The organism is Stenotrophomonas sp. STK17_22 (assembly GCF_051983905.1).
Classification (GTDB): Bacteria; Pseudomonadota; Gammaproteobacteria; order Xanthomonadales; family Xanthomonadaceae; genus Stenotrophomonas; species Stenotrophomonas maltophilia_A.
This window is the reverse complement of the sequence record NZ_CP197010.1, coordinates 4,480,347-4,495,749: the sequence shown is the minus strand read 5'-3', so window position 1 is coordinate 4,495,749 and position 15,403 is coordinate 4,480,347. Positions and strand designations below refer to the sequence as shown.

The 15,403-nt window shown below is 66.3% G+C and carries 14 protein-coding genes; 7 read left to right on the top strand and 7 right to left on the bottom strand.

The window, feature by feature from the left end:
- Positions 1-32: 32 nt before the first annotated feature.
- Both ACSYS9_RS20920 and smeT read right to left on the bottom strand, forming a co-directional pair.
- Positions 33-1,025 (bottom strand): Gfo/Idh/MocA family protein, encoded by a 993-nt coding sequence (locus ACSYS9_RS20920; RefSeq protein WP_071229052.1) that lies wholly within the window; start codon positions 1,023-1,025, stop codon positions 33-35.
- Positions 1,026-1,070: 45 nt separating this feature from the next.
- Positions 1,071-1,730, bottom strand: a complete 660-nt coding sequence (smeT, locus tag ACSYS9_RS20915; RefSeq protein ID WP_032129009.1) for an efflux transporter SmeDEF transcriptional repressor SmeT — start codon at positions 1,728-1,730, stop codon at positions 1,071-1,073.
- Positions 1,731-1,957: 227 nt separating this feature from the next.
- On the opposite strand from smeT, the gene smeD reads away from it, so the two are divergent.
- The 3 genes from smeD (at position 1,958) to smeF (ending at position 7,787) form a co-directional block, all read left to right on the top strand.
- Entirely contained in the window at positions 1,958-3,142 is a 1,185-nt protein-coding gene (gene smeD / locus ACSYS9_RS20910; RefSeq protein ID WP_071229051.1) for a multidrug efflux RND transporter periplasmic adaptor subunit SmeD, read from the top strand.
- 12 nt (positions 3,143-3,154) lie between these two features.
- A complete protein-coding gene (smeE, locus tag ACSYS9_RS20905) occupies positions 3,155-6,277 on the top strand; it encodes a multidrug efflux RND transporter permease subunit SmeE (protein WP_032129007.1) in 3,123 nt (1,040 codons plus the stop codon).
- Positions 6,278-6,386: 109 nt separating this feature from the next.
- A complete protein-coding gene (smeF, locus tag ACSYS9_RS20900; protein ID WP_143048243.1) occupies positions 6,387-7,787 on the top strand; it encodes a multidrug efflux RND transporter outer membrane subunit SmeF in 1,401 nt (466 codons plus the stop codon).
- An 87-nt stretch (positions 7,788-7,874) separates the two neighbouring features.
- On the opposite strand, the gene ACSYS9_RS20895 is transcribed toward smeF, so the two are convergent.
- The 4 genes from ACSYS9_RS20895 to ACSYS9_RS20880 form a co-directional block, all read right to left on the bottom strand.
- Positions 7,875-8,297, bottom strand: a complete 423-nt coding sequence (locus tag ACSYS9_RS20895) for a low affinity iron permease family protein (RefSeq protein ID WP_049421389.1) — start codon at positions 8,295-8,297, stop codon at positions 7,875-7,877.
- A gap of 76 nt (positions 8,298-8,373) precedes the next feature.
- Positions 8,374-8,700 carry a hypothetical protein gene (locus ACSYS9_RS20890; RefSeq protein ID WP_014038526.1) on the bottom strand — a complete coding sequence of 109 codons (327 nt, stop codon included), beginning with the start codon at positions 8,698-8,700 and terminating at the stop codon, positions 8,374-8,376.
- A gap of 75 nt (positions 8,701-8,775) precedes the next feature.
- Positions 8,776-9,036: a hypothetical protein gene (locus tag ACSYS9_RS20885; RefSeq protein ID WP_049421388.1), complete on the bottom strand. Its 261-nt coding sequence runs from the start codon at positions 9,034-9,036 to the stop codon at positions 8,776-8,778.
- 199 nt (positions 9,037-9,235) lie between these two features.
- Positions 9,236-9,688 carry a nucleoside deaminase gene (locus tag ACSYS9_RS20880; RefSeq protein ID WP_005411083.1) on the bottom strand — a complete coding sequence of 151 codons (453 nt, stop codon included), beginning with the start codon at positions 9,686-9,688 and terminating at the stop codon, positions 9,236-9,238.
- An 80-nt stretch (positions 9,689-9,768) separates the two neighbouring features.
- Here ACSYS9_RS20880 and ubiE point away from each other — a divergent pair, with 80 nt between their 5' ends.
- The 4 genes from ubiE to ACSYS9_RS20860 all read left to right on the top strand — a co-directional run bounded on the left by ubiE (position 9,769) and on the right by ACSYS9_RS20860 (position 14,238).
- The gene (gene ubiE, locus ACSYS9_RS20875; protein ID WP_005411082.1) at positions 9,769-10,530 is read left to right on the top strand and encodes a bifunctional demethylmenaquinone methyltransferase/2-methoxy-6-polyprenyl-1,4-benzoquinol methylase UbiE; all 762 of its coding nucleotides are present in this window, start codon (positions 9,769-9,771) and stop codon (positions 10,528-10,530) included.
- A gap of 302 nt (positions 10,531-10,832) precedes the next feature.
- Positions 10,833-12,761, top strand: a complete 1,929-nt coding sequence (locus ACSYS9_RS20870) for a M1 family metallopeptidase (RefSeq protein WP_071229049.1) — start codon at positions 10,833-10,835, stop codon at positions 12,759-12,761.
- Positions 12,762-12,883: 122 nt separating this feature from the next.
- Entirely contained in the window at positions 12,884-13,615 is a 732-nt protein-coding gene (locus ACSYS9_RS20865; protein WP_071229048.1) for a hypothetical protein, read from the top strand.
- Positions 13,603-14,238: an HAD family hydrolase gene (locus ACSYS9_RS20860; protein ID WP_071229047.1), complete on the top strand. Its 636-nt coding sequence runs from the start codon at positions 13,603-13,605 to the stop codon at positions 14,236-14,238. The genes ACSYS9_RS20865 and ACSYS9_RS20860 overlap by 13 nt, the downstream gene beginning before the upstream one ends.
- A 207-nt stretch (positions 14,239-14,445) precedes the next feature.
- On the opposite strand, the gene ACSYS9_RS20855 is transcribed toward ACSYS9_RS20860, so the two are convergent.
- Positions 14,446-15,384 carry a carbohydrate kinase family protein gene (locus tag ACSYS9_RS20855; protein WP_014038522.1) on the bottom strand — a complete coding sequence of 313 codons (939 nt, stop codon included), beginning with the start codon at positions 15,382-15,384 and terminating at the stop codon, positions 14,446-14,448.
- Positions 15,385-15,403 lie beyond the last annotated feature (19 nt).

Sequence of the window (15,403 nt, the reverse complement as noted above, 5' to 3'; positions counted from 1 at the left end):
GGCCGCCGAAAGGCGGCCTTCTGCGTTGGCGGTCAGCGCGAGTGCCGCGTGCGGTAGGCCTGCAGCACCTGGTCGATCACCGCGCTGGTGCGGGCGGCGCTGATGCCGTTCGATGGCGAGTGGCCGTTGCCGCGCAGCTCATCCACCAGAGTGGCGATCAACGGCTGCTGGATCGACGGCGGGTTCGGGATATCGAACGCCTGCACGCCGGCCTCGGTCTCCAGAACCACTTGAACATCCTCAAAGGTGGCAAAGCGCAGCTGTCCGCGATCGCCGGTGATTTCGATTTCATCCTGGCGGCGGAACGCGCAGAAGCTCCATTGCGCGATGCCGTGCGCCCCCGTGCCGGTGCGGAAGCACATCGAGACGCTGTCCTCGGCGACGTAGGCGCCGGTCAACGAGCTGGCCAGGCCACGCACATCGCTCAGCGGCCCCAGCAAATGGTCCAGCAGGTCCAGGGTATGCGAGCCCAGATCGACGAACAGCCCGCCGCCGGCGATCGCCGGATCGGTTCGCCAGAAGTCCGGCGATGCAGCGTTCGCCGAATGCGGCCGGTGCAAGGTGGCGCGCACGCTGCGCGGCGTGCCGATCGCGCCGCTGTCCAGCAGCTGCTTCACCTGCGCGAAGCGGGGCAGGGCGCGACGGTAGTAGGCCACGAACACCGGCACGCCGCTGCGCGCGCTGGCTTCAATGATGCGCTGGCACTCGCCGTGGTCCATGGCCATCGGCTTTTCGATGTAGACCGGCTTGCCCGCGGCAATCGCCTGCAACGCGTAGTGCATGTGCGTGGAGGGCGGCGTCGCAACGTAGATCGCGTTCACTTCCGGGTCGGCGATGAGTGCATCGGCGTCCGCGTACCAGCGGGGAATCGCATGGCGCCGCGCATAATCCTCGGCCAACGCCGCATTGCGGCGCATGACCGCCGCCACCCGTGAGCCCGGCGTGTTGGCCAGAGCCGGCCCGCTCTTCTTCTCGGTGACGCTGCCGCAGCCGATGAAGCCCCACACCACGTTGTCCAGGATCATGGGTCCGTCCTCAGATGAGTGTCGCTGTGGCGGCAGCAGCTCTACTCACGCTTCGGGCAGCGGCTCGGGCACCGTCCCGGGCACGAACACGCCTTCTTTCACGTAGGCGGCCAGGGTCATGTCCAGCGCAAGCATGCCGTCGCGCTTGAGGTCCATCAGTTCCGGTTCGACCATCGCGCCATGCAGTACGCCCAGCACAGTGGCGTGCAGCATGCGCGCGGCGATCTTCGGGTCCGCGCCTTCGCGCAGCTGGCCCAGGTCCTGGGCCCGGCGCAGGGCGCGCTCCATCCGGTCCAGCGCATCGCGGAAGCCGGCCTGCTGCATTTCGGTCAGCACCTTGGTATCGGCCGAGGCGTCACTGCGCAGCATGATCTCCATGGTCTTGCGCAGGCGTTCGTCCTCGGACAGCTCGATGAACGAGTGGATCATCACTGCGCGCAGGTCGTGCACCGGTGTGTCGCGCTGGTCGGTGGAGGTGCGCTCCAGTTCCTGCATGAAGGGCAGGTGCACCCGTTCGACGATCGCGGCCAGCACCTCGCTCTTGTTCTTGAAGTGCCAGTACACCGCGCCACGGGTATAGCCGGCGCGGGCACCGATCATCTCCAGCGTGGTACGGGCCACGCCGTGTTCATGGAAGCAGGCTTCGGCGGCGTCAAGGATGCCTTCCCGGGTTGCCTGGGTGTCCTCTTTGGTCTTGCGGGCCATGGGTGTGGGTACGAGTGCGGGTGAAACGTGGCTGAATTGTACCGGTTTACAAACAAACAAGCATGTATGTATATTTCGCACCCATCATTCCCGTCGTGTGCGTGGCAGGCCCGTCCGGCTCCCACTCCACCCGGGTGGGCGCTGTTCGCACGGTCTTCACCTTCGCTGGTGGAGGGTCCGCCGTATCAGCGCTGGCTGAGACCCTTTCCTTCAAGAGCCTTTCCGTCATGTTGCTGAGCCGAATCCGACCCTTTGCACTGTCGCTGGCAATCGCCGCGACCGTGGCTGCCTGCGGCGGCCAACCCCAGGCCCCCGAACAGGGCCCGGGTGACGTCACCGTGGTCACGCTGAAGTCCGAGACCGTGGGCCTGACCCGCGAGCTGCCGGGCCGTACCAACGCCTTCCTGGTCGCCGAAGTGCGTCCGCAGGTCAACGGCATCGTCGCCAAGCGCCTGTTCACCGAGGGCGGCATGGTCAAGGCTGGCGAGCCGCTGTACCAGATCGAGGACGCCAGCTACCGCGCACAGGCCAACAGTGCCCGTGCCCAGCTGGCGCGTGCCGAGGCCACCGCCAACGCCGCGCGCCTGAGCGCCAAGCGCATCACCGAGCTGGCCAAGGTCGATGCGGTCAGCCAGCAGGACCTGGAAAACGCGGTGGCCGCGCAGAAGCAGGCCGAGGCTGACGTCGGTGCCGCCAAGGCCGCGCTGGATGCGGCCAACGTCACTCTGGGCTACGCCCGCATCACCGCGCCGATCAGCGGCCGCATCGGCAAGTCCAGCGTCACCCAGGGTGCGCTGGTCAGCGCCGGCCAGGCCAATGCGCTGGCCACCGTGCAGCAGCTGGACCCGATCTATGTGGACCTGACCCAGTCCTCGGCCGAGCTGCTGCAGCTGCGCCGCGAGCTGGCCGCGGGCCGCCTGCAGGACAACCAGACGCTGCCGGTCAGCATCCTGATGGAAGACGGCAGCACCTTCGAGCACAAGGGCACGCTGGAGTTCTCCGAAGTCAGCGTCGACCCGGCCACTGGCAGCTTCGGCCTGCGCGTGAAGGTGGACAATCCGGACGGCCTGCTGATGCCGGGCACGTACGTGCGCGCGGTGATCGGTGGCGGCGTGCGCAGCGATGCGGTGCTGGTACCGATGCAGGGCATCGCCCGCGATCCGAAGGGCGACACCACCGCCATGGTGGTCGGCAAGGACAACAAGGTCGAAGTGCGCCCGGTCAAGGTCAGCCGTACGGTCGGCGACAAGTGGCTGGTCGAGGACGGTCTGAAGGCCGGCGACAAGGTCATTGTCGAAGGCCTGCAGAAGATCGGCCCCGGCATGCCGGTCAAGGCCACCGAGAAGGGCGCTGCTCCGGCCAAGCCGGCAGCGGCCGCCCAGCCTGCCGCCCCGGCCGGCGACGCGAAGTAAGCGGAGAACCCCATGGCACGCTTTTTCATCGATCGACCCATCTTCGCGTGGGTGATCGCCATCATCATCATGCTCGCCGGCGGCCTGGCCCTGTTCAAGCTGCCGGTCTCGATGTACCCCAACGTCGCACCGCCGGCGGTGGAAATCAGCGCCACCTACCCGGGTGCATCGGCCAAGGTGGTCGAGGACTCGGTGACGCAGATCATCGAGCAGAACATGAAGGGCCTTGATGGCCTGATCTATTTCTCCTCCAACAGCTCGTCCAACGGCCAGGCCACCATCACCCTGACCTTCGAGAGCGGCACCAACCCGGACATCGCCCAGGTGCAGGTGCAGAACAAGCTGCAGCTGGCCATGCCGCTGCTGCCGCAGGAAGTGCAGCGGCAGGGCATCAACGTGGCCAAGTCCAGCTCGGGCTTCCTGAACGTCATCGCGTTCGTGTCCGAGAACGGCAGCATGGACGCCAACGACATCGCCGACTACGTCGGTTCCAATGTCGTCGACCGTCTGAGCCGCGTGCCGGGCGTGGGCAACATCCAGGTGTTCGGTGGCAAGTACGCCATGCGTATCTGGCTGGACCCGAACAAGCTGCATACCTATGGCCTGTCCGTTGCGGAAGTGACCGCAGCAGTCAAGGCACAGAACGCCCAGGTGGCCATCGGCCAGCTCGGCGGCGCGCCGTCGATCAAGGGCCAGCAGCTCAACGCCACCATCAATGCGCAGTCGCGCCTGCAGACCCCGGAACAGTTCCGCAACATCATCGTGCGCGGCGCGCAGGACGGTGCCGAACTGCGCCTGGGCGATGTCGCCCGTGTCGAACTGGGTGCAGAGTCCTACGACTTCGTCACCCGCTACAACGGCCAGCCGGCCAGCGGCCTGGCGGTCACCCTGGCCACCGGCGCCAACGCGCTGGATACCGCGGCCGGCGTGGATGCCGCGCTGCAGGACATGAAGAGCTTCTTCCCGGCCGGCCTGAAGGCCGAGATCCCGTACGACACCACCCCGTTCGTGCGCGTGTCGATCAAGGGCGTGGTGCAGACCCTGATCGAAGCGATCGTGCTGGTGTTCGTGGTGATGTACCTGTTCCTGCAGAACTTCCGCGCCACCCTGATCCCGACCATCGCCGTGCCGGTGGTGCTGCTGGGTACCTTCGGCGTGCTGGCGATGCTGGGCTTCTCGGTGAACATGCTGACCATGTTTGCGATGGTGCTGGCGATCGGCCTGCTGGTGGACGATGCCATCGTGGTGGTGGAGAACGTCGAGCGCATCATGTCCGAGGAAGGACTGTCGCCGCTCGAGGCCACCCGCAAGTCGATGGGCCAGATCACCGGCGCGCTGGTGGGTATCGGCCTGGTGCTGTCGGCGGTGTTCGTGCCGATGGCCTTCATGAGCGGTTCCACCGGCGTGATCTACCGCCAGTTCTCGGCCACGATCGTTTCGGCGATGGCGCTGTCGGTGCTGGTCGCGATCGTGCTGACCCCGGCGCTGTGCGCGACCATGCTCAAGCCGCTGAAGAAGGGTGAGCACCACGTCGCACACAAGGGCTGGTCCGGTCGTTTCTTCAATGGTTTCAACCGCGGCTTCGACCGCACCAGCGAAAGCTACCAGCGCGGTGTGCGCGGCATCATCCACCGTCCGTGGCGCTTCATGGGCATCGTGGCGGCACTGTTCGTGCTGATGGGCGTGCTGTTCGTGCGCCTGCCCAGCTCGTTCCTGCCCAACGAAGACCAGGGCGTGCTGATGGCGCTGGTGCAGGCGCCGGTCGGTGCCACCCAGGAGCGTACGCTGGAATCGATCGCGGCACTGGAAAACCACTTCCTGCAGAACGAGAAGGATGCGGTGGACTCGGTGTTCTCGGTGCAGGGCTTCAGCTTCGCCGGTATGGGCCAGAACGCGGGCATGGCATTCGTCAAGCTGAAGGACTGGAGCGAGCGTGACGCCGACAATGGCGTGATGCCGATCACCGGTCGCGCGATGGCGGCACTGGGCCAGATCAAGGATGCCTTCATCTTCGCCTTCCCGCCGCCGGCCATTCCGGAACTGGGTACCGCGTCGGGCTACACCTTCTTCCTGAAGGACAACAGCGGCCAGGGCCACGAGGCACTGGTGGCCGCGCGCAACCAGCTGCTGGGCCTCGCCGCCGGCAGCAAGAAGCTGGCCAACGTGCGCCCGAACGGCCAGGAAGACACGCCGCAGTTCCGCATCGACATCGATGCAGCCAAGGCGACCTCGCTGGGGCTGTCGATCGACCAGATCAACGGTACCTTGGCCGCCGCATGGGGCAGCTCGTACATCGACGACTTCGTCGATCGTGGCCGCGTCAAGCGTGTGTTCGTGCAGGCCGACCAGCCGTTCCGCATGGTGCCGGAGGACTTCGATCTGTGGTCCGTGAAGAACGACAAGGGCGAGATGGTGCCGTTCAGCGCGTTCGCCACCAAGCACTGGGACTACGGTTCGCCGCGTCTTGAGCGCTACAACGGTGTGTCGGCCATGGAAATCCAGGGCGAACCGGCCCCGGGTGTCGCGTCCGGTGATGCCATGGCCGAGATCGAACAGCTGGCCAAGCAGCTGCCGGCGGGCTTCGGCATCGAGTGGACGGCGATGTCCTACCAGGAACGCCAGGCCGGCTCGCAGACGCCGCTGCTGTACACGCTGTCGCTGATGATCGTGTTCCTGTGCCTGGCCGCGATGTATGAAAGCTGGAGCGTGCCGACCGCGGTGCTGCTGGCGGCCCCGCTGGGTATCCTCGGCGCGGTGCTGGCCAATACCTTCAAGGGCCTGGAACGCGACATCTACTTCCAGGTGGCGATGCTGACCACGGTGGGCCTGACCAGCAAGAACGCGATCCTGATCGTCGAGTTCGCCAAGGAAAACCTGGAGAAGGGGGCCAGCCTGATCGAGTCGATCATGCACGCCGTGCGCGACCGCTTGCGCCCGATCGTGATGACCTCGCTGGCCTTCGGCATGGGCGTGGTGCCGCTGGCAATCTCCACCGGTGCCGGCTCCGGTGCCAAGCAGGCGATCGGCACCGGCGTGCTTGGCGGCATGATCGTCGGCACCGTGCTCGGCGTGTTCTTCGTGCCGCTGTTCTTCGTGGTGGTGCAGCGCGTGTTCAAGCGCAAATCCTCCACGTAAGCGAAACGGTAGTGCCGGCCGCTGGCCGGCACCTACTGCCCGCGTGATGTGAATCCAACGAGGTTGCCGGCCAGCGGCCGGCACTACCTCCTGCCATCCGGCAGTACCGATGGAAGTCATTCCCATGAAAAGTGCATCCCTGTTTCTTTCCATTGCCGCCGCGCTCGCGCTCGCCGGCTGCTCCACCCTGGTGCCGAAGAACACCGCCGTTGCTCCGGCCATTCCGGCGCAGTGGCCGGCCGAGGCCGCGCAGGGCGAGGTGGCCGATGTTGCCGCCGTCGGCTGGCGCGACTTCTTCACCGATGCGCGCCTGCAGCAGGTGATCGACCAGTCGCTGCAGAACAACCGCGACCTGCGCGTGGCCGTACTCAACGTTGAACGCGCGCGCGGCCAGTACCGCGTACAGCGCGCCGACCGTGTGCCCGGCGTGGCCGTCACCGGTCAGATGGACCGCCGTGGTACCGACGCCGGTGTCACCGAGCAGTTCACCGCCGGTGTTGGCGTAGCCGAGTTCGAGCTGGATCTGTTCGGCCGCGTGCGCAATCTCAGTGAAGCGGCGCTGCAGCAGTACTTCGCCGTGGCCGCCAACCGCCGCAACGCGCAGCTGAGCCTGGTGGCCGAGACCGCCACGGCGTGGCTGACCTACGGGGCGGACGCGCAGCGGCTGAAGATCGCCGATGCCACGCTGAAGACCTACGAGGATTCGCTGCGGCTGGCCGAGGCCCGCCACGAGCGTGGTGGCAGTTCGGCGCTGGAGCTGACCCAGACCCGTACCCTAGTCGAGACCGCACGTACGGATGCTGCACGCCTGCGTGGCCAGCTGGCCCAGGACCGCAATGCGCTGGCGCTGCTGGCCGGTGGCCAGTTGGATCCGGCACTGCTGCCGGACAGCATCGAACCGCAGCTGCTGGCACTGGCACCGCCGCCGGCCGGCCTGCCCAGCGACGTGTTGCTGCAGCGCCCGGACATCATGGCCGCCGAACACCAGCTGCTGGCGGCCAACGCCAACATCGGTGCGGCACGCGCGGCGTTCTTCCCGAGCATCTCGCTGACCGGCAGCATCGGTAGTGGTTCGAGCGAATTGTCCAACCTGTTCGACAGTGGCACCCGCGTGTGGAGCTTCCTGCCGAAGATCACGCTGCCGATCTTCCAGGGCGGCAAGCTGCGCGCCAATCTGGCCATCGCCAATGCCGATCGTGACATTGCGCTGGCGCAGTACGAGAAGTCGATCCAGGTGGGCTTCCGCGAAACCGCCGATGCGCTGGCGTTGAACGTCAGCCTGGATGAGCAGGTGAGTTCACAGCAGCGCTTGGTGGAAGCGGCCGAACAGGCCAACCGCCTGTCGCAGGCACGCTACGACGCTGGCCTGGACAGCTTCGTGACCCTGCTTGATGCGCGCCGTACCGCCTACAACGCGCAGCAGACCCAGCTGCAGGCGCAGCTGGCCCAGCAGGCCAACCGCATCACCCTGTACAAGGTGCTGGGCGGCGGCTGGCACGAGCGCAGCTGAAGGACAGCCGGCCAGCTGCCGGCTCTACCTTGATGATCGAGGGTAATGCCGGCCGCGGGCCGGCATTGTCATTCCAGAGCGTGTGCGCTACACCGCTTCATCGTCGCGCCGTGCTGCATGGCAGGCGCGCACCCGCGCCAGCGCGTCGCCGGCTTCGCGGGCCATCTGCTCGTACTCACGGCGGATTTCTTCCAGCCGCTCCTCGTCCAGTTCTTCCAGATCCAGAAGCTCGTTGTTGGCCTCGCTGGTCGCGCGGATCAGCTCGTCCAGCTTGATCTGCATCGCCGCGGTGTCCGCGTTCTGCGTGTGCTGGATCAGGAACACCATCAGGAAGGTGATGATGGTGGTGCCGGTGTTGATCACCAGCTGCCAGGTGTCGTTGAAACCGAACACCGGACCGCTGATGCCCCAGATCACCACGATCGCTACCGCAGCCAGGAAGGTCCACGGCGAACCGGTGGCGGCCGCGGCCTTCTTGGCGATCGTATTGAACAGATTGCGTGCTTTCATCGTCGTCGTCCCACTCAGGTGACGAGGATGATCGGCAGTAGCTCGTGCAGGGGCCGTGCAGCCGCCGCGAGGCAGCTCAGGCGCGCAGGCGCGGGGCGTCCTGCAGGCGCACCGGGCTGGTCTGGTAGACGTGCTGCCAGCAACGGTCGACGAATTCGCGGGCCTGGGCTTCGCTCAGGCGCGGCATGATCTGCAGGGCGTACTGGGTCTGGAACATCTCGTCGCGCTGCGCATTGCTGGCGCGCGGCTGGGTGATCAGCGAATCACAGGCGAACTTGATCCACGGCACGTAGGAGCCGAAGGAGTTGTGCGGTAGTGCGCCGTCGGCATGCTGGCGACGCCAGTGGTCAAGCTCGGCGTCAACGTTGATGACCGGGGGAATGGTGGGGACTTCAGCGTGCATGACAATCCAGTTCGGTTGAGTGGAAAGGGAGTGGGGGTTCATCCGAGTGTGGCCGATGAGGCAGTGGATGCCGCGTCAGCGAGATGTGGAGCCGGCGTTGCGATTGCCTATCAACTGCGCATGCTCGACCGCGCCGAGGTCTTCGGCGATGTTGGCCATCGCATTGCACAGGCGCTCATGGTCGAGCGGATGGCCACGCACCAGTTCCAGCTGCAGGCCCTGGTAGGCGGTCCAGAACAGCGCGCCGCGCTGGTGCAGCGCGTACTGCTGCTGCAGGCGCTCGCGGATGGCATCAAGCATCGGGTCGGGCGTGGGGCGGACGGCGTGCGCGCACATGGCTGGCTCCGCCGGGGAGAGAAGGCCCCGGTAACCCCACCCTAGGCGCCTCGGCCGGGTGGGGTGTTACCGCAGCGTATGCACGCAGCGCAGCTGACTGTGCGCGGGTTCACAGCAATGGCCGCAAACGCTGCCGGCACTAGGGCAGGCCGGCACTGAAGCGTTCATTAAGCGGGTTCAACAGGACACTGCGCGGTGTTCATTCACCGATGTCTTCGTTCCAGATCTCCGGATGCTGCGCAATGAAGCCGCCCAGCAGGTCCACGCATTCCTGGCTGTCCAGGTCGATCACGTTGACGCCGTTTTCGCGCAGCCAGTCGATACCGCCCTGGAAGGTGCGCGATTCGCCCACCACCACGGTGCCGATGTTGAACTGGCGCACCAGCCCCGAGCAGTACCAGCACGGCGCTAGGGTGGTGACCATGATGGTGTCCTGGTAGCGGCGCTGGCGGCCGGCCTTGCGGAACGCATCGGTTTCGCCGTGCACCGACGGGTCGCCTTCCTGCACGCGGCGGTTGTGGCCGCAGCCGAGCAGGCGGCCGTCGTTGTGGTACAGCGCCGCGCCGATCGGCACGCCGCCTTCGGCCAGGCCCTGGCGGGCTTCGGCGATGGCGGTCTGCAGCAGGGCCTGGTAGTCGGGCGTGGTGATCATGCGGGGCTCCGGTAAGTCGTGGCCCGCCATGATACGGGCAGGGGGTGCCGCTGGCCCCCGGCGGTGCGATAATCGGGGCCATGAGCGAATCCCCCTACAAAGCCGGTACCACCCATTTCGGGTTCCGCGACGTCGCCGCCAAGGACAAGCAGAAGCTGGTCGGCCAGGTGTTCACCTCGGTCGCGCGCAACTACGACCTGATGAACGACCTGATGAGCCTGGGTGTGCACCGGGCGTGGAAGCGCTACTACGTGGCGACCGCGCAGGTGAAGCCGGGCGACCGTGTGCTCGATCTGGCCGGCGGGACCGGCGATATCGCCGCCCTGCTGAAGGAGCGCGTCGGCGCCGAGGGCTCGGTGGTGCTGGGCGACATCAACGCCGGCATGCTGTCGGTCGGCCGTGACCGTCTGACCAACCGCGGCCTGGTGCTCGGCCTGGACTACGTGCAGTGCAACGCCGAGGCCCTGCCGTTCCCGGACAACAGCTTCGACCTGGTGACCATTGCCTTCGGCCTGCGCAACGTGACCGACAAGGACGCTGGCCTGCGCGAGATGTACCGCGTGCTGAAGGTGGGTGGCCAGGCCCGCGTGCTGGAATTCTCCGAAGTCACCGCCGACTGGTTCAAGCCGATCTACGACTTCCACTCGTTCAAGATCCTGCCCAAGCTGGGCAAGCTGTTCGCCAATGATTCGGACAGCTACCAGTACCTGGCCGAGAGCATCCGCAAGCACCCGCCGCAGGACGAACTGAAGGCGATGATGGGGCAGGCCGGGTTCGAGCGCTGCCACTACAAGAACCTGACCGGCGGCATCGTTTCGATCCACTCCGGTTACAAGCTGTAAGCCCTGCTCTGGTGGGTGCCAACCTTGGTTGGCACACGCCTGCACCGGGCGCTGACACATCCGTGCCAACCAAGGTTGGCACCTACCGGTAGAGGCCAACCTTGGTTGGCATGCGCCCGAGGCGCAGCGCAGCCCCGGCCGCCCGTACCGCGTCCGCCGCCATTCCGGTAGAAGCCAACCTTGGTTGGCATGCGCCGGAGGCGCAGGATCGGCCCCGGCCGCCATTACCCTGCACCGCGCAACGCCTGCGGAGCCGGAGGGAGTTACCATTGGGGGTCTGATCCCCGTAACGGTCCCGATTCATGCGTAATCCGCTGATGCTCCTTCCGCTGGCCGTGGCCCTGGCCGCCGGCTGCTCCCAGGAGGCGGCCGCGCCCGCCGCCGCCCCGACTGCCGCCAAGGCCCCCGCCGCCCCCGTGAACGCCGAGAACCGCAGCCACGACGAAAGCTCTTACGCCGAGCCGGACAAGGTCGTCATCAAGGACATCGCGCTGGATCTGAAGCTGGACTTCGACCAGAAGCAGATCGGCGGCACCGCCACCTACACCCTGGAATGGAAGCAGAAGGACGCCAAGCAGCTGGTGCTCGACACCCGCGAGCTGACCGTGTCCAAGGTTGAGGCCGTCGCTGCCGATGGCGCGCGCAGCCCGCTGAAGTTCGAGCTGGCCGCCGCTGACAAGGTGTTCGGCAGCAAGCTGACCATCGAAGCCCCGGAACAGCCGGCCAAGGTGGAAGTGACCTACCACACCGCGCCGACCGCCTCGGGCCTGCAGTGGCTGGCACCGTCGATGACCGAGGGCAAGAAGCTGCCCTTCATGTTCAGCCAGTCGCAGGCCATCCACGCCCGTTCCTGGGTGCCGCTGCAGGACACCCCGAGCGTGCGCTTCACCTACAGCGCGCACGTGGTCTCGCGCCCGGACGTGATGGTGCTGATGAGCGCCGACAACGATCCGAAGGCCGCGCGTGACGGTGACTACACCTTCAAGATGCCGCAGCCGATTCCGTCGTACCTGCTGGCCATCGCCGCCGGCGACCTGGTGTTCGAGCCGATCTCCGGCCGCTCCGGCGTCTGGGCCGAGCCGACCATGGTCAACAAGGCCGCCAAGGAGTTCGAAGACACCGAGAAGATGATCGGTGCCGCCGAGAAGCTGTACGGCGAATACCGCTGGGGCCGTTACGACATGCTGGTGCTGCCGCCGTCGTTCCCGTTCGGCGGCATGGAGAACCCGCGCCTGACCTTCGCCACCCCGACCGTGATCGTCGGTGACAAGTCGCTGGTCTCGCTGGTCGCCCACGAACTGGCGCACAGCTGGTCGGGCAACCTGGTGACCAACGCCAGCTGGAAGGACATCTGGCTCAATGAAGGCTTCACCACCTACGTCCAGGGCCGCATCACCGAAGCTCTGTACGGCAAGGAAATGGCCGAGATGGAGAAGCAGATCGACCAGACCGACCTGCTGGCCGAAGTGAAGGACATGAGCCCGGCCGACCAGGCGCTGGCGCTGCCGCCGCTGAACGAGCGTGACCCCGACGAAGCCCTGAGCCAGGTCGCCTACGTCAAGGGTTCGTGGTTCCTGGAATTCCTGGAGCAGCGCTTCGGCCGCGAAACCTTCGATCCGTTCCTGCGTGGCTGGTTCGATGACCACGCCTTCCAGAGCGCGAACACCGACCAGTTCGTCGCGTACATGAAGAAGAACCTGCTGCCGAAGAATCCGTCGGCCGTGACCGAGGCCGAACTGACGGCGTGGCTGGACGAGCCGGGCATCCCGGCGTTCGCGGCCAAGGCGCAGTCGCGCAACTTCAGCAGCGTCGATACCGCGCGCATCGCCTTTGCCAGCGCCGGCACCGTGCCGAGCAGCCAGGTCATCGCCGACTGGAGCACGCAGGAATGGGTGCGCTTCATCGACGGCCTGGGCGCGACCCAGCCGCTGGACAAGCTGGCCACGCTGGACAAGGCGTTCCACTTCACCGGTACCCCGAATGGCGAGATCGCCATGCGCTGGTACCCGCTGGCGATCCGCAGCGGTTATGAGCAGGCCAACGAAGGGGCCGCTGCGTTCATCGAGCGCGTCGGCCGTCGCAAGCTGATCCTGCCGATCTACGCCGAACTGGTGAAGACCCCGAAGGGTCTGGAGCTGGCCAAGCAGGCCTTCGAAAAGGCCAAGCCGGGCTACCACCCGATCACCACCGCCTCGGTCCAGGACATGCTGGCCAAGGCCGAAGCCAAGTAAGAGAACGCGCCGGGTATCCCCCGGCGCTTTTTTTGTAGAGTCGAGCTTGCTCGACTGGCTCTTCAACAGCAGTCGAGCAAGCTCGACTCTACAGATATGCGAAAACACGAAGGACCTCCGCCATGAAACGACTGATCCTGCTCACCGCCTGTACGCTGGCCCTGACCGCCTGCAGCAACCCCGAGGAAGAACGCAAGGCGCAGGAAGCCGCCGCAGCCGCCGTGCAGGCGCAGAAGGAAGCCAAGGCCGAAGACGTGGCCAAGCAGTACGACATGGCCGTGGCCGCACAGGACTGGGAGCGTGCGCGCCTGCATGGCGCCTCGCTGCTGGACCAGTACAAGGACACCGCCGCCGCCGAGCGCATCGCCGCCGGCTTCGACGAGGTCAAGGCCAAGGGCGATGCTGCGCGCGACCTGCGCCGCATGCAGGCGCTGTGGCAGTACAACCAGATCCCGGTCGGCAACAAGGGCAACCAGGTTTCGGCGCAGATCTACAGCAAGGAACGGGTGGACGTGGATGGCAGCGGTGCCAAGCCGGTGCAGCTGGTGTTCCGCGATCATCCGGAGTGGAAGCGGCATGCCTACCTGGTGCTGCAGGCCGGCGATTTCCGTTGCCCGCAGTGCACGGTGAAGGTGACCGTGGACGACGGCAAGCCGATTTCCATGGCGGCCTGGCGCCCGAAGACCGATGAAGCCATCGCGCTGTTCATCACCGACCAGAAGGCGCTGTGGAAGCTGGCGCGCAAGGGCAAGTCGATCAGCATCGAGTTCCCGGTCAAGGCCGGCGGCACGCGTACTGCCGTGTTCGAAACCGGTGGTGTCGACGCCAGCCGCATGCCGCAGTGGTGGCAGTGAAGGTTGCGGCGGGCAGCGCAGTGCACGCGTTGTCCGCGATCCGGCACTGGGTGTTCGACATGGACGGCACACTGACGGTGGCCGTGCATGACTTCGCCGCGATCCGCCGCGCGCTGGAGATCGCCGCGGAGGAAGACATCCTCGACCACATCGCGGCGCTGCCGGATGCACCGGCGCAGGCCAAGCGTGAGTGGCTGCTGGATCACGAGCGCACGCTGGCCGAGGACGCGCTGCCGGCACCGGGCGCGGTGAAGCTGCTGCGCGCGCTGTCGGCGGCGGGCTGCCGGCTGGGCATCCTGACCCGCAACGACCATGCGCTGGCGAAGCTGACCCTGGACGCGATCGGGGTCGGGGAACTGTTCGACGATGCCGACATCATCGGCCGCGATGAAGCGGTGCCCAAGCCGTCGCCGGATGGCCTGCAGCAGCATCTTCGACGCTGGGGAATCGGGGCTGCGGAGGCGGTGATGGTCGGAGACCACGCCTATGACCTGGAGTGCGGGCGCGCCGCGGGCGCCCATACCGTGCTGGTCAACCTGCCGGAGAACCCGTGGCCAGGCAGTGCCGACTGGCATTTCGCCGATTGCCGTGCACTGTTGGCGGCCTGGCAGCAGAAGGGGTAGTGCCGGCCGCTGGCCGGCAGTGTCGACCAGGGTCGACACCTACCAGAGCAAAGCGTGTCGACCAAGGTCGACACCTACCAGAGCAAAGCGTGTCGACCAAGGTCGACACCTACCAGAGCAAAGCGTGTCGACCAAGGTCGACACCTACCAGAGCAAAGCGTGTCGACCAAGGTCGACACCCACCGAGCGGGTGCGCGGGCAGTTCGTTTACGCGCCCAGCGCGTAACCGAACTGCTGCTTGAACTGCTCGTTGAACTCGTCAAAGGTGAAGCGCTGGTTCTGGGTGCCCGGGTGCTCCACCTTCAGCGCGCCCATCAGGTTGCCCATGCGGCCGATGGTCAGCCAGTCGTAGCCCTTCTGGATGCCGTAGATCAGGCCGGCGCGGAAGGCGTCGCCACAACCGGTCGGGTCGACCACGCGGCGCTCGTGCGCCGGCGGGATGTCGTAGCTCTTTTCCGGGGTGTGGATGACCGCGCCCTTCGGGCCACGGGTGGTGATGTAGGCCTTGACCCGGCTGACGATCTCCTTCTCGTCCCAACCGGTGCGTTCCTGCAGCAGATTCGACTCGTAGTCGTTGACCACCACGTAGTCGGCCTGCTCGATGAACGCGCGCAGCTCCGGGCCGTTGAACAGCGGCATGGCCTGGCCCGGGTCGAAGATGAACGGAATGCCGTCTTCGTGGAATTCCTGCGCGTTCTGGATCATGCCTTCGCGGCCGTCCGGGCCGACCAGGCCCAGGGTCACGCCCGGTACGCCACGCACGTGGTTCTCGTAGGAGCGCATCATCGCGCCCGGGTGGAAGGCGGTGATCTGGTTGTTGTCGTGGTCGGTGGTGATGAACGCCTGCGGGGTGAACAGCTCATCGATCACGCGCACGCGCGACAGGTCGATGCCCAGGCCGTCGAAGTATTCGCGGTACGGACCGAAGTCCGAACCCACGGTGCCCATCGGGATCGGCTGGCCGCCCAGCAGGTGCAGGTTGTAGGCGATGTTGCCGGCGCAGCCGCCGAACTCGCGGCGCATGCGCGGCACCAGGAAGGACACGTTCAGGATGTGCACCTTGTCCGGCAGGATGTGATTCTTGAACTGGTCCGGGAACACCATGATGGTGTCGAAGGCAAGAGAACCACAGATCAGAGCGGACATCGATGTAAGCCTATGCGGT